We start from the raw sequence: 18,183 nt of genomic DNA, 5'->3' as shown, positions 1-18,183 counted from the left end.
CCGCCATTGTTGTTTCTGGCAACGATCCGGATCATCGGAGTGCGGGCGGATGTGCGCGGGCGTCGACTACGACCGTGGTATGACAGGCCTCATCCACTTGAAGGAAATGCCCCACGACAGCGAACTTTCCGGCTGTCGGCGATACTGGGGCCTGTGGAGGCGACCGATCATCTGAAGGCGTCGCTGCTCGCCGCGATCGAGCTGGCCAACGTTTTCGGGGCGGACCACCGTCAGGGACGCCCCGCGCCCGCCCCGGACGCGGCCGGCGTACAGGGCGCCCTCCGCCTCACCACCAACCGAGAGGTCGCTGCCGAGCCCGCGGACTACGCCGCCGGCGGAAAGCTCTTGTACGACGCGCTGTCCAGCCTCCCGGACGTCGATCGCGCGGCCGAACTGGTGAACACGATGCTCCGGGAGAACCGGGCCGCGCCGCAGTTGGCCCGCGACCCGGGGGCGCCGTGGCACCTGCACTTCGGCAGCCCGGACGCGGCGACGGGGTGGCTGGCCGAGTTCGCGACCGCGGTCGCGATGTTGCTCGGGAGCGATCAGGCGGAACGTCTCCGGCAGTGTGCGGCGGTCCGGTGCGACAACGTTTTCCTGGACGCGACCCGGAACCACACGCAGCGGTTCTGCTCAACCGCCTGCCAGAACCGCACCAAGGTCGCCGCCCACCGCGCCAGACCCAGCAGCGCCCGATTCGGCGGTGCCTGAGGCCGTCACCATCGTGGCCTCGGACGACCAGCCCAGCTTGCGGTAGAGGTGGAAGCCGTCGGTGGTCGCCATCAGCAGGCCGGTCCGGCTTCCGCGCTCGATCGCCCGTTGCGCCAGGGCGCCCATCACCACGCTGCCGAGCCCGCGACGCCGGTGCGCCGGGTCGGTCTGGATGTCGTGCATCACCGCATCCGCCCCGGCGATTCCCATCATCCCGTGGGCCGCGACGTCGCCTTCCGCCGTCAGCAGCCGCACATACTCGAGCCTGCCTTCGGTGGTCCGCTCGACGCGATACGCGCCGGTGCCCGGCTGTGGGTGCTCGTGGACGTCGATCGCCATCAGGGTTCTGCGCTCGTCGAGCAGCTGCCCGCCCGCGGCGCCGAGTTGGCGGGCGACGCGGTCGCCGTCGTGGGTCGTGACGGTCAGCCAGGTGCCCACCGGCAGGTCGGCCGCCAGTCGGTCCACGGTGGCCGGGTTGTCGGTCCGGGCGAACCATTCGCGCTCACGTCCGGGAAGTCGCAGTACGGCGAGATAGGCGTCGTCGTACTCGGTCACCGGATCCAGTCCGCGGCACAGCCGCCAGCCGTCCAACCATCGCCTCACGAGGTCCATGACGGCGAGTGTAACTGCTTATTCTGAAATAGCCAGTTACTCGGTTCCGAGGACGAAGGTCTGGATGGCGACGACGGCGGCGCCGCGGGCCCATTCGCTGAAGTCGGCCGGCTGCAGGACCATCGGCAGTTCGGCGGCCGACGGGTGCCGGTCGGCGTGCAGGCCGGCGAGCAGGTCCTCGTGCGCGACCTCGGCCAGGCGGACGCCCTCACCGCCCAGGACGACGAGCTCGGGCATGGTGAAGTTCGCGGCGGCCGCGATCAGTTTGCCGAGGGCGCGGCCGGCGCGCCCCACGATCTCGCGCGCGGCGGGATCGCCCTTGGCCGCGAGATCGAGCGCCTCGTCGTACCCGACCGTCCGGCCGAGCGCCGTACCGAGCTGGCTGGTGACCGCGCCGACCGTGAGCAGGCTGAGCGCGCAGCCGCGGTGGCCGCGATCGCAGAGCGGGCCGTCGGGGAGCAGCGGGTAGTGCCCGATCAGGCCGAGCGTGACGTCGGGGCTGTCGACGACCTGGTTGTGCACGACGAGCCCGTAGCCGACGCCGGCGCCGATGGTGACCAGGACGAAGCGGTCCGAGTTCCGCCCGGCGCCGAACCAGTGCGTCGCCTCGGTCAGCGAGGTGAGGTCGTTGGCGAGCACGATCGGCACGCTGGTGTGCGCGGCGAGGATCTCGCCGAACGGTACGTCGACCCAGTTGAGGTACGGGCCCCAGCGGACCTCGGACCGGTTCGCCACGCGGCCGCCGATCGAGACGCCGAGTCCGGTGATCGGCGTACCTCCGGGGACCTGGAGCTGCAACTCGTCGGTGAGCTCGAGGACCAGGTCGGCGACGGCGGACGGGGTGGGATCGATGATCGGGCGTTCGACGCTCGCGAGAACGTCGGCGCGCAGGGTCGTGAGGACGCCGATCGCGGAGTCGCCGGTGAGCTTGATGCCGACGAAGTGATGCGCGTGGGCGTCGAGGTCGAGCGGTTGCGACGGCCGGCCGACGCGGGCGTCGGTCGGGCCGACCTCGACCTCGACCAGCAGCCCGGACTCGACCATCGGCTTCGTCAACCGGGTCAGGCTGCCGGGGGACAGGCCGACGCGGCGGGACAGCTCGGCACGCGACAACGGCCCGTCGAGCAGGATCTCCAGCGCCACCTGCCGCGAGGGACCCGCCAGCGGCCGCCACTCACCCATTGCGCCAGATTAGCCTGAGGCCGCCGGCGTGACCGGAAGTGAGACGCCGGGACGTGACCCGGTCCGCGGTACTGGCCGCACAAGTCCCGGCGTCAGGCTCCATTCCGCAGTATGCAACGGATTGCCGCTGTCGGCGCCTGGACAACGGTGTCAGATCGCGGTCAGTGCGGAAGCCTGCGCGTAGCGACGAGTTGCTGCGCGACGTCGCGCAGTTTGGTGTTGGTGTCCTGCGAGTACCGCTTGAGGATCGCGAACGCCCGGTCGCCGTCCACGTCGAAGCGCTCCATCAGGATCCCCATCGCCTGACCGACCAGCTTCCGCGCGTCGACAGCCTGCGCCATCGTCTCCTCCTGCCGCGCGGACGCCACCGCGACCGACGCGTGCTGCGCGAGGATGTGCGCGATCGCCTCGTCGTCAGCGGTGAACGCGTCCGGCTGCTCGCTGTAGAGCCCGAGAACGCCGACGGTACTGCGCGGTGTGTCACCGGTCGCCAACGGTACGTCGAGAACGCTGCGGATCCCGAGCGCGGCGACCTTCGTGCTGTGCTCCGGCCAGCGCTCGTCGGTCGTGGTGTCCCGGATCAGGACGGTGGTGCGCTCGCGCAGCGCGGTGATGAGGGAGCCGCTGTCCGCGCTGATCTGCGATTCGTACAGGTCGCTGACGACCGAGTCGGTCACGGCGGCGATCTCCGCCCGCGAACCCCGGGTGTACAGCGCGACACCGGCGTACTTGCAGTTGAGGGCATGCAGCGCGAACTGCACGACGGCGTCGACGGTCTCCTCGACACCAGGAGCGTCATGCAGCTCGATCGCCAGCCGGGCGAACGTGTCCGCCGAGTTGGCGAGTTCAGGCTCGGTCACTGACATCTCCAGGGCATGTACGTGCGGGTCGGGCACGCACATCATGCATTCCTGACCTCTTGGAGTGTTAGCCGAGGGTGGCCCCCAACGTGTCGGGCTGGTTGTTCGTCTGTCTAGGTGAGAGGACGGGTGGTGGGGTGGCCGACTGGGAGCAGGCCTTCCGGGCGTTGCTGGCGACGCGTGGTGGCGCGCTGCGGAGCTACGCGTACCTGTTGACCGGTGACCCGGCGGCCGCGAGTGACCTGGTGCAGGAGGCGCTCACGCGGGTGTTCGGCCGGCGGCGCGTCGGTGAGGACATCGATCAGCTCGAGGCGTACGTCCGGCGCGCGATGCTGAACCAGTACGTCGACAGCCGCCGACGGCTCAAGCGGTGGAACGCGACGCGCCACCTCCTGGTCGATCCACCACACCACGACGACGACCAGCTTGCTGTGGCGGACGACGTACGCCGGGCTCTCGGGACGCTGTCGCCGCGGCAGCGGGCCTGTGTCGTCCTGCGGTACTACGAGGACCTGACGGTGACCGAGGTCGCCGACGAGCTCGGCTGCGCGGAAGGCACCGTGAAACGTCACCTGTCCGACGCCCGGGCCAAGCTCGCCGTGCAGCTCGGCGTCAACGAGGAGAGTGCGCTATGACCGACCTTCGAGAACTCCTCCGCGCCGCAGCCGCCGAAGGCAGCGACGCCGTCGACCTCGCAGAGGACGTGGTCGTCGGCCGCATCCGGCACCGGCGAATCCGCAACCGCCGCCTCGCGGTTGGGGGCGTCGCGCTTGCCTCCGCAGCGGTCATCGCAGGTACCGCGTGGGCCGTCCGCCCCGGCCCCGACCAGCCGCCGACAGCAGGCGGGCCGTCCGACGTGCCCCCACGAATCGTCCGGTCCGATTCAGAGATGCCCGGTGGGATGGAGGCCGGCCTCAAAGCCATGTTGACCGTTGACGCGAGCGGTTGCGTGCGGGCCGGCTCAGGTGGCTCTGCGACGACGCTCGTCTGGCCTCGGGGGTACAGCGTCCGGGGCAATTCCGAGTCCTTCGAGATCCTCGACGGCGCGAACGAGGTCGTCGCGCGCTCAGGTGTGCTCCTGGACATCGCCGGGGGCGGCGTCGGCTCCAAGGACACGTGGACGGGGCAGGACTGTGTTGGAAACGGACCGCTCTTCCTCGTCAGCTACCTCCAGCCCGCCCGCTGACCGCCCGCAGTTCGCGCCGCAGGCGCTGAGCGGCCGCGGCTACAGTTCGGGTTATGGCGGACGTCTCTGGTCTGTTGGGCGGGCGGACCAACTGGCGGCGGGAGTTCGCGGCGCCGTTGCGGGCGTTCTTGCGCACCGAGGCGGGGAGTTCCGGCGTACTGGCGGCAGCGATCGTGGTGGCCCTGCTGTGGGCCAACGTGGCGCCGGGACTGTACGACGAGGTGTGGCGGACCGAGCTGTCGATCGGGCTGGGGCACGACGAGCTGGGGCTGGATCTGCGGGAGTGGATCAACAGCGGGCTGATGACGCTGTTCTTTCTGGTCGTGGGACTGGAGGCGCGGCGGGAGTTCGACCTCGGTGACCTGCGGGAGCGCAGCCGGTTCGTCCTGCCGATGCTCGCGGGGATCGCCGGGATGATCGTGCCGGTACTGATCTACCTGGCGTTCAACGCCGGCGGGCCGGGGTCACACGGCTGGGGCGTCGCGATGTCGACCGACACCGCGCTCGCGCTCGGTCTGCTCGCGCTGGTCGGACGGGGCGTGCCGGATCGGGTGCGGGTGTTCCTGCTGACGGTGTTCGTGGTCGACGACCTCCTCGCGCTGGTCGTGATCGCCGTCGTCTACAGCGAGAACATTCGGTTGATGCCGCTCGTTCTCGCGCTCAGCGCGTTCGCCGTCGTACTCGCGCTCTCGCTGTTCCGCGTCCGCAAGGCGTGGATCTACGTCATCCTCGGCGTGCTGATCTGGGCCGCCCTGCTCGAGAGTGGTGTCGATCCCGTTGTCGCCGGCCTCGCGATCGGGTTGACCGCGCCGGCGTACTCGCCCGGACGGGAAGAACTCGAGGAGGCGACCGGCCGGTTCCGCCTGTTCCGCGAGCAGCCGACGCCGGAGCTGGCGCGGTCCGCGACCGTCGGTCTGACCACGACGATCTCGCCGAACGAGCGCCTCCAGTACCTGTACCACCCGTGGACCAGCTACCTGATCGTCCCGCTCTTCGGGCTCGCGAACGCCGGGGTGACCATCGACGCGGCGTTCCTCGGACGGGCGTTCACGTCGCCGATCACGCTCGGCATCCTGCTCGGGTACGTCGTCGGCAAGCCGGTCGCGGTGATCACCGTGTCCTGGCTGCTCGAGCGCCTCACCGCCGGCCGGATCCGCCCGGGTGTCGGTTGGGCCGCCGTCGCCGGCAGCGGGACGATCGCGGGGATCGGGTTCACGGTGTCGTTGCTGATTGCAACGATCGCGTTCGACGGGCCGCAGTTGGCCGAAGCGAAGGTCGGGCTGCTGTCCGCGGTGATCGTCGCGTCGGCGATCACCTGGGCGGTGTTCCGCGCGGCCAAGTTGCTGTCGCCGCCGAAGAAGGCGATGGCATTGCTCGGCGACGCTGAACAGTTGGTGGATCTGACCGACCCGGTCGATCCCGAGCGGGATCACATCCGCGGGCCGGAGACGGCGTCGGTGACGCTCGTCGAGTACGGCGACTTCGAGTGTCCGTACTGCGGGATCGCCGAGCCCGTCGTACGGGATCTGCTGCACGACGACGACCTGCGCTACGTCTGGCGGCATCTGCCGTTGACCGACGTACACCCCCGCGCGCAGATCGCCGCGGAGGTCGCCGAGGCGGCGGCCGCGCAGGGGGCGTTCTGGGAGATGCACGATCTGCTGCTCGCGAACCAGGACAAGCTCCAGCCGAAGGACCTGATCGGCTACGCGGAACAGCTCGGTCTGGACACCGATCGGTTGCACGACGACGTAAAACGCCACGTGGCAGCCGCGCGAGTCGCACAGGACGTGGAGTCGGCGGACACCAGCGGCGTCTCCGGCACCCCGACCTTCTTCATCAACGGACAACGGCACTACGGCGCGTACGACGTAGACACGCTGAAACAGGCGATCAAGGTCGCCCGGGCCCGAGCAAAGATCACACCACGCCGCGGCTGAATCTTGATGCACTAGGGCATTTCTGCCACTGTCGCCGTACATCCTCGATGGCTGACGCTGGGGGCTCCCGGATGTGTGAGGAGAATCGGTATGGAGAACTCGGCTGTGCTGCGGACGCCGGCGGCGGGGTCGGATGCGGCTGTGGCGCACTTTGGTGGGCGGCTTTCGTTCGAGGTGGATGCGGCTGATGTGGCCGCGGACATCGGTGCCGGGGTGACCGGGTGGGTGCTGGTGGACAGCCGGAGCCGGGAGAGCTGGGATCAGGGGCATCTGCCGGGGGCGATCCATCTGCCGCATCGTGAGATCGCGGAGCGGGCGGCGGGTCTCGTGCCGGATGGGGTGACGGTGGTGACGTACTGCTGGGGACCGGGCTGCAACGGGGCCACTCAGGCGGCGCTCGCGTTCGCGCGGCTCGGGTATCCGGTGAAGGAGATGATCGGCGGGTTCGAGTACTGGGTGCGCGAAGGCGGCCCGGTCGAGACCGCGGACGGGGTCGAGCGGCGCGAGTCCGACCCGCTCGTGGCGCCGCGCGGTGTCGCCTGCGCGTGCTGACGGCACAGCCTGCGCCTGCTGATACCTCGGCCTGCGTGGTGCTGAAAGCCCTGTGGAGATTGAGGTTCAACGCCGTTTGAACACGCCGTGCTGAAACGCTGACTCTCCGTGCGTTACGCTCGGAGCGGACGTGCGCCCCCGCGAACGTGAGGAGACGGTGTGACCGATCAGCCGACGTACGACAGCGGGCTGGTCGCGCACGGGATCGACACCACACGTCCGAGCGTCGCCCGGGTGTACGACTACTTCCTCGGCGGCAAGGACAACTACGAGCCCGACCGCGAGCTGTACCGGCAGATCATGAAGATCGCGCCGGAGGCCCCGGAGTGGGCGCGGGCGAACCGGGCCTGGCTCAAAGAGGTGATCACCTGGCTGGCCGCGGAGGCCGGCGTACGGCGGTTCATCGACGCCGGCTCCGGGCTGCCGACCGCCGAGAACACCCACCAGATCGCCCAGCGGGCGAACCTCGGCGCTTCGGTGGTCTACATCGACAACGATCCGTCCGTGGTCGCCCACGGGCGGGCGCTGTTGCTGGACAACGACCGGACCCAGTTCAGTGCCGCGGACCTGACGAAGCCGGACGAGGTGCTGGCGGATCCGGCGGTCGCCGCCCTGCTGGCCGCGGGTGAGCCGGTCGCGCTGGTGATGGCGCTGATGCTGCACCACGTCGCCGACTACGAAGAGACCAAGCGGATCGCTCGGGCGTACGTCGACGCGCTGCCTCCGGGGTCGTTCCTCGCCATCACCCACGCGTGCAAGCCGGGTGACGGCGGGCCGGTCGACGAGTTGGTGACGGAGCTGTCCGCGAAGGTGACGCAGGCGTTCCCGGATCTGGCGTTCCGGTCGGTCGAGCAGATCTCGGCGCTGTTCGGCGGGACCGAGATCTTCCAGCCGGGGATCGTCCGCCTGGCCGAATGGCACGTCCCCGGCGGCCGCGTGGACGAGGAGCCGCCGGTCGACGTCCGCGACGTCATCTACGGCGGCCTCGCCCGCAAACGCTAGCCGTCGGTCGAGTTAGCCGAGACCCGCGAGATAGTCAGCGTTGCCGCGGATCGCCGCCTCGTAGCGCTTGATCTCCGCCGAGTCGACCTTGTCGGCGATCACCAGCAGCAGCGTGGCCAGCGCCTTGTCCTTGTGCCCGGCGGCCTGCAGCGTGAGCGCCTTGAACACCCGCAGCGAGTCCGATTCCGGGTACTCCGCACACGCCTGCTTGAACACGGCCAGCGACTCGTCGAAGCGGTGCAGGTTGCGCAGTGTGCTGCCGTACTGCAGCAGGCATTTCCGCCGCGTCTCCCCGGTCAGCCCGGGCAGCGCGCGCTCGTAGTACCCGACCGCCTTCTCCTCCAGCCCGGCGGTGTCGTACGACCCGCCGACCTCGTACAGCACGTACGGGTTGTCCGGATGCTCGGTCAGCAGCTTCTCGAAGAAGGCGATCGTCGGCCCCATGTTCGCCCGGTCCCGCCGCGCGAACGCTTCCTCGATCGTCGCCGCGAGCTCGGGCGTCAACTCTGTCGTCACAGATCCATCATGCCGCGCCGGTCTCGTCCCTCAGGCCGGCCGGCCTGATGTTCTGGTTCAGGTGGAAAACGTTGGCCGGGTCGTACGCCGTCTTCAGCGCGACGAGCCGCTCCAGCTTCGCGGGCGGGAAGGCCCGCTGGATCGGGTCGTCGTTCAGCGTGTTCACGTACGCGCCGTTCGCGTACGGCGCGAGCGCGGCGGCGTACCCGCGCAACGTCGCGATCCGGGTCGCGTCCTCCGCCGGGTCCTCCCAGCGGGTCGCGGTGACGAATTCGAACTGCGTGTCCCGGTGGCTGAACGCCGCCGCGTCGTCCGGTACGTCGGCGATCGCCCCGCCGTACGCCTGCAGACTCGCTCCCACGCCCGGGTTGTCCAGCAACGCCCGGATCGCCTCGTCCGGCAGCGTCTTGAAGTAATGCCCCTTCCAGTACCGCCGGAACCGGTGCCCCTGCACGTTGTCGTCGCGCGTCTGCAGCGTCAGGTACGTCGTCTCCTCGACCATCTCACCCGTGACGGGACCGAGCGCGCGGAACGCCGGCAGCAGCTCCTCCCCGCCCTCGCCGACCCACACGTACCCGACCGTCAACGAGTCCCCGGTGATGTTCGCGGTGAACGTCGCCTCCCGCGGCGCCGTGACGTTCAGCTCCCGCCAGCCCCGCAGTACGTCGAAACCGGCCGACATCGGGTAGCTGAGCTCCACGATCAGCGCCCGCGTCCCGATCTCGTGCAGCTGGAACTCGAACGAGGTGACGATCCCGAAGTTCCCGCCACCACCCCGCAGGCCCCAGAACAGCTCGGCGTTCTCGTCCGCGCTCGCCCGCACGACCGCGCCGTCCGCGGTCACCACCTCGTACGAGATCACGTTGTCGCAGGACAGCCCGAACCGCCGCGCCAGCCACCCCATCCCGCCGCCGAGCGTCAGACCGCCGACACCGGTGTGCGAGACGTTCCCGGCCGTCGTCGCCAGCCCGTACTCCTGCGCCGCCTTGTCCAGCTCGCCCAGCAGCGCACCGCCCTGCACCCACGCCCGCCGCAGCGCCGGATCCACCCGGACCTCGCTCATCGGCGTCAGGTCGATCATCAGCCCACCGTCCGGAACTGCGAGCCCGGCGATGTTGTGCCCGCCGCAGCGGACCGCGATCTCCAGGCCGGCCGTGCGCCCGAACCGCACCGCCTCGGCCACCTCCGCGGTCGAAGTGCACCGGGCGATCACGGCCGGGCGGCGGTCGATCATCGCGTTCCACACGGTGCGCGCTGTGTCGTAGCCGGCGTCGCCGGTGCGCAGGTACTCGGTCATCGGTGTCAGCTCCCTGGAAAGTGGTCTGTCCCGTAACCCTGACAGCGCAGCGGCACGTCGATAAGGTCCAGTTCCGTGAGCCGAATGAGGACCAGTTCCGGAGCCGGTGAACTCCTGGTCGAGCTGAACCGGGACAGTGGCGTGCCACTGCACCAGCAGCTCGAGAGCGGGATCCGCACCCGGATCCGCGCCGGCCTGCTGCGTGCCGAGACCGTGATGCCGTCCACGCGCGCGCTCGCGCAGAACCTCGGCCTGTCCCGCGGTGTGGTCGTCGAGGCGTACCAGCAACTCGTCGCCGAGGGGTACCTGGTCAGCCGTGCCGGGGGCAAGACGCAGGTCGCGGACATCGCTGTCGTCGAGCCGACGATCGCCGCTCCGGCCGCGAGCGGTCCGCCGCGGATCGACTTCCGGTACAGCCGCCCGGACGTCTCCGAGTTCCCGCGCGCCGCCTGGCTCCGATCGGTACGCCGGGTGCTGAACGAGACGCCGTACCGCAGCCTGGCCTACATCGACGGTCGCGGCACGATCGAGCTCCGCACGGCGCTCTCCGACTACCTCAACCGGGTTCGCGGTACGGCGGCGCGGCCGGAGAACATGTTGATCTGCAACGGGTTCGCGCAGGGCTCGCGGCTCTTGCTGCAGGTCCTGGCCGCGCAGGGCCGCACGCGACTCGCGGTGGAGGATCCGTCCGACAACGATCTGCGGGACGTCGCGCAGGCGGCCGGCCTGGAAGTGGTCGGCGTACCGATGCTGGAGACCGGCATCGATGTCGCCGCGCTGGAGCAGTCGGGTGCCGACGTCGTACTGGTGACCGCGGCGCATCAGTTCCCCACCGGAGCGGTGGCCTCGGCGGAGACGCGGGCGGCCCTGGTCGCCTGGGCCACGGCTCGGGACGGGCTGGTGATCGAGGACGACTACGACGCGGAGTACCGCTACGACCGGGAGCCGATCGGGGCGATGCAGGGCCTGGCACCCGATCGGGTCGCGTACGCCGGGACGGCGAGCAAGACGCTCGCGCCCGGGTTGCGGCTCGGGTGGCTGATCCTGCCGTCGTGGCTGGTCGAGCCGATGGCGCAGGCGAAGCTGATGGACGATCGCGGATCGCCGGTGTTCGATCAGCTGGCGTTCGCGGACTTCGTGGCGCGCGGCGAGTTCGACCGGCACCTCCGGCGGATGCGGCCGCGGTACCGGATACTGCGGGACACGCTGGTCGATCGATTGGCGGCCCGGATTCCCGAACTGGAGCCGGTCGGGGTGTCGGCGGGGCTGCACGTCATGACCTGGCTGCCGCCCGATCTCGGCGAGGACGCGCTGCGGGAGGCGGCACTGCAGCGCGGGCTTGGGGTGTACGGGCTGGCACCGTACTGGGTCGCCGGGGACGGACCGGCCGGGCTGGTGTTCGGGTACGGATCACTGCGGCGCAAGGAAGTTGTCGAGGGCATCGACCTGCTCGCGGACGCGATCGCGACGATCCGGGGGTGATGAATAAGTATCCATTTCTTTGCAATTCGATCCGGCGGGTTCTACTCTTGGTGGAGTGATCGAGGCAGCTCAGATGGACTCGCTGATGAACCAAGGCTGGCCCGCCGCGCACAGCACGGAGCTGGACGGCTGGCTGGTCCGGCACAATGCCGGGGTCACCCTGCGCGCCAATTCCGTCCTGCCCAAGAGTGCGCCGTTCGACCTCGGTAAAGCCTTGGATTACGTGGAAAATCTGTACGTCGCGCATGGCATCACGCCGTCGTTCCAGATCAGCCCGGCGGTGCAGCCGAGCGACCTGGATGCGCAGCTCGAGGCGCGTGGGTATGTGATGCGCAACCCGACGCTGGTCCAGTGCGCCGCCGTCTCCGACGTCCTCGCGAACCTGCACACGACGCCGGCCGAGGTGAATATTTCCACGACGCCCTCGGCTGCGTGGACGGACTGCTGGTGGAGCATCGACGGGCGCGGCGCCGACACGCGCGCGGCCGCCGAGCAGATCCTCGCCCGGGGGAAGGCGCTCTACGCGAGCGTCCCGGACGGTCCGCGGGTGAAGGCGATCGGCCGGCTGGCGCTCGTCGACGACACGGCGGGTCTGTACTGCCTCGCCGTCGACGAACGCTTCCGCCGCCAGGGCCTGGCCTCCGCGATCATTCACGGCCTGTTGCAGGCGGCAACGAGCAGGTGGGTCTGGCTGAGCGTCCTGGAGGACAACACGGCGGCCCGCACGCTCTACGACCGGCTCGGTTTCCAGACCGTCTCGCGTTACCACTACCGGGTCAAAGAGTGACCTTCTGCAGGTGATCGAGGACGACGAACTGCGCACCGGTCTTCTCGACCGACGTGCGCAGCGGAGTCAGGTCGGTCCACGGGATGCCGGGCTCCTCGAGCGGCTTGTCGAAGTCGTCCCAGTGGGTGGCGATCACCTTCCGGACCGGCTTGATCGTCCGGAGCAGGCGGTCGGTGATGCCGGGTTCGCCGCCCGGCGCCGCGAGGACGACGTCGACCTGGAGGCCCTGCAGCGCGTGCGGGTCGAAGTTCGCCGTACTCAGGCTGAGGATGCGTACGCCGCCGATCGTGATCACGAACGCGAGCGTGCCGCCCTCGACCAGGTCCTCGATGACGCGCGGGCGCGGCGGGACGTCGTACCGGTAGCCCGGGTACGCGTACGTGTGCCGCTTGCCGCCGCAGGAGTGCAGCGACGGGAACACCTCGATCGTGAAGCCCTCGAACGGCAGGTATTCGCCGCCGCGGACCGGTGACAGCAGATCGTTCGGCGTCTTCATCGCGCGCAGCAGGTTGGCGTGCGTCTCGGTGCAGAGCACGGTGGCCTGCGTCTTCTTCGCGACGTACGGCACGTCGGCCATGTGGTCGTAGTGCCCGTGGTGAACGAGGATCGCGTCCGCGGTGCTCAGGTGCTTGTCGATCACCTCGGGCTTGATCACCAGTTTGGTCTTCGGGTCGGCGCCCTCGGGGGTGAACGTCCCGGTCTTGAAACGCGTCAGCCACGGATCGGTCAGTACGACGCTCTTACCGCACCGGATCTGCCACGCATGCGTCCCGAACCAGGTCAGCTCGACCGGCTCACCCGCCGCCAGGTTCCCGCTAGCACTGCTAGTACTAGTAGCGCCGCTAGTGCTGCTGGTGTCGCGAGTTGTCGCCGCCTCGCTCCGGCGCTCGAGCCCGACCGCGCCGCCTGCGCCGACTATGCCCGCCGCACCGGCTGCCGCCGCGCCGGTCAGCATTCCCCTCCGACTCACCTTCACGCTGTCTCCCTCTCGTCGTCTGGATCTTCAGTCAAGGCGAGAGCAAGTGAACGTGTCGAATATGCTCTTACGCATGAGGCGATTGTCTGTAGATATCACCGCAGGTCAGCAGGGTCCTGAATGCTGACTGAACGGCATCTGCAGATCTTCATCGCGTTGGCCGAGGAGCAGCACTTCGGCGATGCCGCACGGGTCGTCGGCATCACCCAGCCGCCGCTGTCCCAGGGCCTGCGCCGGCTGGAGGCGCTGGTCGGCGCCAAGCTCTTCGAACGCGGCGCCGGCCGCGTAGAACTCACCCCGGCCGGGGCCGCCCTGCTGCCGTACGCGCGCCGCGCCCTGACTTCGATCGGTGAGCTCCACCAGGCCGCCGTCGCGCGCGATCCGGAGGGTCCCGAGATCCGGGTCGGCCTGGCCCCGGAGGTTCCGCCGGCCGCCGGCGCCGCGGTGGCCGCGGCCTGTGGGGCCGCGCTCCGGGGCAGTCGCGTCACGGTGGTGACCGCGCCGACGAGTTCCCTGGTCAACCAAGTAGGCACGGGCCGGCTGACCTTGGCCGCCGTACTGCATCCCACCGTCCTCGACGGTCTGGAAGCCGGGCCAGTGGCCTTGTTGTCGACGTGGGCGTTGGCGCCCGCGTCGATGGCGGACGGTGAGGTCGTGCCCCTGCGGGACTTGAAGGGATTGCCGATCGCGGTACGGCCGCGGGCCGAGGCGCCGGCGGCGCGGGACCTCTTCCTGGACACTGTGGCGTTGCATCGGCCGGACGGCGGGACGGTCGTGGTGACCGACGACCGCGCCGGGCTCGCGATGGCAGCCGCGGGACAGGCGATCGTGGTGACCGCGGACCCGTCGCTGACCGCGCCGGGAGTCTCGCGGCACCGGCTGGCCGACGATCCGCTGCCGTTGCGGTTGCGGATCGTCTGGTCGAGGACGCGGACACCCTTCCTGCGGCCGAACGACGTGATGGCACAGCTCACGGAAGCGCTGACCTCGTGAGCGCCCGGATCCGCGCGGTGTTCGAGGACGCCGGTGTCCGCGGTTGGCTGCACGCGGTGGCGCTCGACGAGCCCGAGTCGACCGTCGAGGTCGACGCGGACGGGATGGTGCCGTTGGCCTCGGTGTACAAGCTGCCGCTGCTGACCGGGTTCTGCCGCTTGGTGGACCTCGGCGAACTGGATCCGCGGCGCCGGGTCACGCTGGAACCGTCAGAGCGGACCGCCGGGCCGACCGGGCTGTCGGTGTTCGCGGACCCGGTGACGGTGTCGCTGCGGGACCTCGCGCTGTCGATGATGACCGTCTCCGACAACGCCTCGGCCGACGCACTGCTCGACATCGTCGGCCTCCGGCGGCTGGCCGGGATGCTCGAGTCGTTCGGTCTGCGGCGAACGTGGGTACGTCGCGGTACCGCGGGCAATCTGCGCGATCTGCAGCGGCGTACCGGGACGAACGATCCGGACGCGGCACTCGCCGTACTGGCGGACAACGACCGGACCGATCCGGCCGGGGTGTACGAGGCCGCGAACGCGTCGGCGAGCACCGCGCGCGAGATGACGTTGCTGTTGCGGCGCCTGTGGGCGGGGGATTTGCTGTCGCCCGAGCAGACCGAGTTCGTGAAGGCGACGATGCATCGGCAGCTGTTCCTGCACCGGTTGGCGTCCGGCTTCCCGCACGACGAGGTACGCGTCGCGGGGAAGACCGGAACGTTCGGCGCGTTGCGGCACGAGGTCGGCGTGGTCACACTGCCCGGCGGGGCGGCGTTCGCGGTCGCGGTCTTCACGCTCGCCGCCCGCGGCGACTTCCGCCAGCCCCGCGTCGACGCCGCGATCGGCGAGGCCGCCCGGGTTGCCGTCGACCTCCTCCGCTGACCCGCCCGCGCCCGCCGTCCGCAAACTCTCCAACTCGGGGGTTATCCCCTGAGCTGGAGGGTTGCCCACTGAGAATTCGAGGGGGCAACCCTCCATTTCGGTGGGCAAGCTTGCGTCAGACGACGGCGTATGCCTCGATCTCGAGGAGGGCGTCCGGGCTGAAGAGGGCGGCCACCTGGACCGCCGTACTCGCGGGCTTCGGCCCCGGGATGTACTTGTCACGCACCGTGCGGACAGCCGGCAGGAAACCGATGTCCGTGACGAAGTACGTCAGCTTGACCACGTTTCCGAACGTCGTGCCCACGGTCGCCAGGCAGCGCTGCAGGTTCGCGAACACCTGCTCCGCCTGCGCGGCCGGATCACCGACGCCGACGAACGTTCCGTCCGGGTCCAGCGCCACCTGTCCGGAGATCGCGATCCACTGGCCGGTTCCGGTCACCACGTGGCTGTAACCGTTTCCCGGCGCCACGCCCGCGACCTGCGGATACTCCAGTTCGCCCACCTGTTCCTCCCTCTGGCTGATGCCCCCATCCGATCACAGGTGGATGGTCACAGGGGTTGAGAAACCGCTTTCCGGCGGGAGAGGATGCAAGGGTGGGACGGACACCGAAGGACACGATCACGATCGCCGACGTCGCGCGCGCGGCGGAGGTGTCGCGGGCGACCGTGTCCCGGGTGATGAACGGCCGGCTCAGTGTCGCACCCGAGATCGTCGCCCGGGTGCGCGCCGCGGCCGAGCGGCTCAACTACCGGCCGAGCGACCTGGCCCGCAGTCTGTCCCTGGGCCGGACGAACATGGTCGCGCTGGTCGTCCCGGACCTCGGCAACCCGCTGTTCCAGCAGATCCTGCGCGGTATCACGAACGCGTCCGCCGCGGCCGGGTACAAGGTGCTGGTCGCCGAGACCGACGAGGACCCGGCCGCCGAGGCGGCGATCGCGATCGAAGCACGGCGGCGTTGCGACGCGCTGATCATGGTCTCGCCGCGGATGGACCAGGAGCGGCTGCTGGAGCTCCTTCCGCAGGTGCAGCCGGTGATCCTGGTCAATCGGCAAGGCCCGGCGGAGGTGTCGTCGGTCGTGGTCGACTACGGCCGCGCCGTACGGATCGTCGTCGATCACCTGGTCGGCCTGGGGCACCGGCGGCTGGCGTTCCTGTCCGGCCCGGCGGCCAGTGCGTCCAACGTCTTGCGGTTGAAGGCGCTCGAGGTCGCCGAGCGGGAGATCCCGGGGCTGGAACTCGTCCGGCTCGAGTGCGGCTGGTCGATCGAGGACGGGTACGCCGCGGTGGAACGGGTGCTCGAGGCGCAGGTCACGGCGGTCGTCGCGTTCAACGACCTGGTGGCGTTCGGGTTGCTGGCGCGGCTGAACGAGGTCGGTGTCGCCGTACCGGCTGATCTGTCGGTGACCGGGATGGACGACATCGGGCTGGCGCGTTTCGCCGTACCGTCGCTGACGACCGTGCGGGTGCCGCAGAAGGACCTTGGCGAGCTCGCCTGGCAGCGGCTGTACGCGTCGGTCACGGCGTCGGACGGCTCGCCTCCCGTGCAGGCAGGCGATGTCCCGGAGTTGCGGCTCGCAGTGCGGGCGAGCACGGGACCGGTTCCGCAGGAGCGGCGATCGCAGGGGGATGCTGCGGCCGATCGGATCGGGTGGCAGCGGCAGGGTGACATCTTCGAGCTCGGGAGCTCGGCCGGCTTGCTCGCGCGGTACGAGTTCGGGCGGCGGATGCCGCAGGTGCACGCGCCGAGGCCGTACCTGCATCCGGTCCGGACCCTCGGCGGGCACCCGTTGACCGAGGTCAGCCCGGTCGACCACCGGCACCACTACGGCCTCTCGCTCGCGCTCGCTCAGGTCAACGGCACCTCGCACTGGGGCGGCCGCACCTACGTCCGCGGCCAAGGCCCCACCCTGCTCACGAACCACGGCCAGCAACGCAGCCGCGGCGTCACCGCCGACAATCGCGAACTGGTCGACAACATCACCTGGTACGACGAACAAGGCCGACCGCAGCTGGTCGAACGCCGGCGCCTCGTGGGCGACCTGGCCTTCGGCGGCTGGCGACTCGACTGGCGCAGCGAACTCACCGCCCGGTACGGACCGATCCGCATCGAGAGCCCGGCGACTTCAGGCCGGGCAGGGGCTGGGTACGGCGGGATCTTCTGGCGACTGCCGTCCGGGGAGACGACCGTACTGAGTGCTGACGGTGACGGGTTGGACCCCGCCTTCGGGTCGACCAGCCCGTGGCTCGCCTTCGTGCAAGGAGACGTCAGCCTGCTGCTGGTGCAGCCGGAGGAGGTGCGGCCGTGGTTCGTGCGTTCCGAGGCGTACGTCGGGGCGTGCCCCGCGCTGGCGTGGGACGAGCCGTTGGCGCTGCAACCGAACGAGGAGCTGACGTTGTCGTTGACCGCAGTACTGCTGGATCGGGCGATTGACGCGGAGGAGGCTAAAAGGCTGGTAGGCCGGTTGTAGGCGACGACGCGAGGGCCGACTGCCAGCGCCGCGGGACACGACCGGCGAGGCGGGCGTTGCGGCCCGCGGACACGGCGTCGCGCATCGCCGCGGCCATCAGGGCAGGCTTCTCCGCACGGGTCACGGGGGTCGCGAGCATGACCGCGTCACACCCGAGCTCCATGGCCAGCGCGGCGTCACTCGCCGTACCGATGCCGGCGTCCACGATCACCGGGACTTTCGCCGCCTCCGCGATCAGTGCGATGTTGTGCGGGTTGCGGATACCGAGCGCCGAACCGATGGGTGCGGCCAACGGCATCACGGCGGCGCAGCCGGCCTGCTCGAGGCGGCGGGCCAGGATCGGGTCGTCGTTCGTGTACGGCAGCACGGTGAAACCGTCGGCCACCAAGGCGTCCACGGCGTCCAGCAGCTCGACCGGGTCGGGCAGCAGTAGGTGGTCGTCGGCAACGACCTCGACCTTGATGAGGTCGGTCTCCAGCGCCTCGCGGGCGAGCTTGGCGGTCAGCACGGCCTCGGCCGCGGTGTGGCAACCGGCCGTGTTCGGCAGCACGTCGATGGAGTGCTTCTTCAGTACGTCGAGCACCGAGCCCTCGTGACCGGTGCCGAGGCGGCGCATCGCGACCGTGGTGAGTTGGGTGCCGGAGGCAATCAACGCCTCCTCCATCACCTCGAGGTTGGCCGAACCGCCGGTCCCCATGATCAGCCGCGAGGTGTAGGTCCGCCCGCCGAGCTCCAGTGGATCGTCCATC

Annotated in this window: 19 protein-coding genes; 11 read left to right on the top strand and 8 right to left on the bottom strand. The window is 69.9% G+C overall.

What is annotated here, in order from left to right:
- The first annotated feature begins 153 nt into the window (after positions 1 to 153).
- A complete protein-coding gene (locus BJY22_RS42810; RefSeq protein WP_167203461.1) occupies positions 154 to 711 on the top strand; it encodes a CGNR zinc finger domain-containing protein in 558 nt (185 codons plus the stop codon).
- Here BJY22_RS42810 and BJY22_RS01960 read toward each other — a convergent pair.
- From BJY22_RS01960 to BJY22_RS01950, 3 genes are all read right to left on the bottom strand, one after another.
- On the bottom strand, positions 634 to 1,323 hold the full coding sequence (locus BJY22_RS01960) for a GNAT family N-acetyltransferase (protein WP_167203460.1): 690 nt from the start codon (positions 1,321 to 1,323) through the stop codon (positions 634 to 636). The two genes, BJY22_RS42810 and BJY22_RS01960, sit on opposite strands and share 78 nt — an antisense overlap.
- Positions 1,324 to 1,359: 36 nt before the next feature.
- A complete protein-coding gene (locus tag BJY22_RS01955; protein ID WP_167203459.1) occupies positions 1,360 to 2,505 on the bottom strand; it encodes an ROK family transcriptional regulator in 1,146 nt (381 codons plus the stop codon).
- A gap of 161 nt (positions 2,506 to 2,666) precedes the next feature.
- Entirely contained in the window at positions 2,667 to 3,371 is a 705-nt protein-coding gene (locus tag BJY22_RS01950; protein ID WP_167203458.1) for a GAF and ANTAR domain-containing protein, read from the bottom strand.
- A gap of 131 nt (positions 3,372 to 3,502) precedes the next feature.
- Between BJY22_RS01950 and BJY22_RS01945 the strand changes: the two genes are divergently transcribed.
- From BJY22_RS01945 to BJY22_RS01925, 5 genes are all read left to right on the top strand, one after another.
- A complete protein-coding gene (locus BJY22_RS01945; RefSeq protein WP_167203457.1) occupies positions 3,503 to 4,000 on the top strand; it encodes a sigma-70 family RNA polymerase sigma factor in 498 nt (165 codons plus the stop codon).
- The gene (locus BJY22_RS01940) at positions 3,997 to 4,551 is read left to right on the top strand and encodes a hypothetical protein (RefSeq protein ID WP_167203456.1); all 555 of its coding nucleotides are present in this window, start codon (positions 3,997 to 3,999) and stop codon (positions 4,549 to 4,551) included. Before BJY22_RS01945 ends, BJY22_RS01940 begins: the two co-directional genes overlap by 4 nt.
- A gap of 53 nt (positions 4,552 to 4,604) precedes the next feature.
- On the top strand, positions 4,605 to 6,491 hold the full coding sequence (nhaA, locus tag BJY22_RS01935) for a Na+/H+ antiporter NhaA (RefSeq protein WP_167203455.1): 1,887 nt from the start codon (positions 4,605 to 4,607) through the stop codon (positions 6,489 to 6,491).
- A 90-nt stretch (positions 6,492 to 6,581) separates the two neighbouring features.
- The gene (locus tag BJY22_RS01930; RefSeq protein ID WP_167203454.1) at positions 6,582 to 7,043 is read left to right on the top strand and encodes a rhodanese-like domain-containing protein; all 462 of its coding nucleotides are present in this window, start codon (positions 6,582 to 6,584) and stop codon (positions 7,041 to 7,043) included.
- Between the two features lie 159 nt (positions 7,044 to 7,202).
- Entirely contained in the window at positions 7,203 to 8,045 is an 843-nt protein-coding gene (locus BJY22_RS01925) for an SAM-dependent methyltransferase (protein ID WP_202890959.1), read from the top strand.
- 12 nt (positions 8,046 to 8,057) lie between these two features.
- Here the strand turns inward: BJY22_RS01925 and BJY22_RS01920 are convergent, their stop codons facing one another.
- Positions 8,058 to 8,561: a tetratricopeptide repeat protein gene (locus BJY22_RS01920; protein ID WP_337758032.1), complete on the bottom strand. Its 504-nt coding sequence runs from the start codon at positions 8,559 to 8,561 to the stop codon at positions 8,058 to 8,060.
- Positions 8,562 to 8,568: 7 nt separating this feature from the next.
- Entirely contained in the window at positions 8,569 to 9,858 is a 1,290-nt protein-coding gene (locus tag BJY22_RS01915; protein ID WP_167203453.1) for an FAD-binding oxidoreductase, read from the bottom strand.
- 84 nt (positions 9,859 to 9,942) lie between these two features.
- Here BJY22_RS01915 and pdxR point away from each other — a divergent pair, with 84 nt between their 5' ends.
- Entirely contained in the window at positions 9,943 to 11,340 is a 1,398-nt protein-coding gene (pdxR, locus tag BJY22_RS01910) for a MocR-like pyridoxine biosynthesis transcription factor PdxR (protein WP_202890958.1), read from the top strand.
- 55 nt (positions 11,341 to 11,395) lie between these two features.
- Positions 11,396 to 12,127: a GNAT family N-acetyltransferase gene (locus tag BJY22_RS42805; RefSeq protein WP_167203451.1), complete on the top strand. Its 732-nt coding sequence runs from the start codon at positions 11,396 to 11,398 to the stop codon at positions 12,125 to 12,127.
- Here BJY22_RS42805 and BJY22_RS01900 read toward each other — a convergent pair.
- Positions 12,117 to 13,103: an MBL fold metallo-hydrolase gene (locus BJY22_RS01900; protein ID WP_337758031.1), complete on the bottom strand. Its 987-nt coding sequence runs from the start codon at positions 13,101 to 13,103 to the stop codon at positions 12,117 to 12,119. The genes BJY22_RS42805 and BJY22_RS01900 overlap by 11 nt on opposite strands.
- A gap of 120 nt (positions 13,104 to 13,223) precedes the next feature.
- Between BJY22_RS01900 and BJY22_RS01895 the strand changes: the two genes are divergently transcribed.
- Positions 13,224 to 14,096, top strand: a complete 873-nt coding sequence (locus BJY22_RS01895; RefSeq protein WP_167203450.1) for a LysR family transcriptional regulator — start codon at positions 13,224 to 13,226, stop codon at positions 14,094 to 14,096.
- Positions 14,093 to 14,965, top strand: coding sequence for a serine hydrolase (locus BJY22_RS01890; protein WP_167203449.1), 873 nt, complete (start codon positions 14,093 to 14,095; stop codon positions 14,963 to 14,965). The genes BJY22_RS01895 and BJY22_RS01890 overlap by 4 nt, the downstream gene beginning before the upstream one ends.
- A 115-nt stretch (positions 14,966 to 15,080) precedes the next feature.
- Here the strand turns inward: BJY22_RS01890 and BJY22_RS01885 are convergent, their stop codons facing one another.
- A complete protein-coding gene (locus BJY22_RS01885; protein WP_167203448.1) occupies positions 15,081 to 15,467 on the bottom strand; it encodes a Rid family hydrolase in 387 nt (128 codons plus the stop codon).
- A gap of 92 nt (positions 15,468 to 15,559) precedes the next feature.
- Here BJY22_RS01885 and BJY22_RS01880 point away from each other — a divergent pair, with 92 nt between their 5' ends.
- Positions 15,560 to 17,434, top strand: coding sequence for a DUF6807 family protein (locus BJY22_RS01880; RefSeq protein WP_202890957.1), 1,875 nt, complete (start codon positions 15,560 to 15,562; stop codon positions 17,432 to 17,434).
- Here the strand turns inward: BJY22_RS01880 and BJY22_RS01875 are convergent.
- Positions 17,409 to 18,182, bottom strand: coding sequence for a thiazole synthase (locus BJY22_RS01875; protein ID WP_167203447.1), 774 nt, complete (start codon positions 18,180 to 18,182; stop codon positions 17,409 to 17,411). The two genes, BJY22_RS01880 and BJY22_RS01875, sit on opposite strands and share 26 nt — an antisense overlap.
- Between the last annotated feature and the right edge of the window lies 1 nt (position 18,183).

Origin of the sequence: Kribbella shirazensis, from assembly GCF_011761605.1 — a bacterium.
Taxonomy (GTDB): Bacteria; Actinomycetota; Actinomycetes; order Propionibacteriales; family Kribbellaceae; genus Kribbella; species Kribbella shirazensis.
The sequence above is the reverse complement of the archived record's forward strand: the minus strand, read 5'-3'. Positions and strand labels throughout refer to the sequence as shown.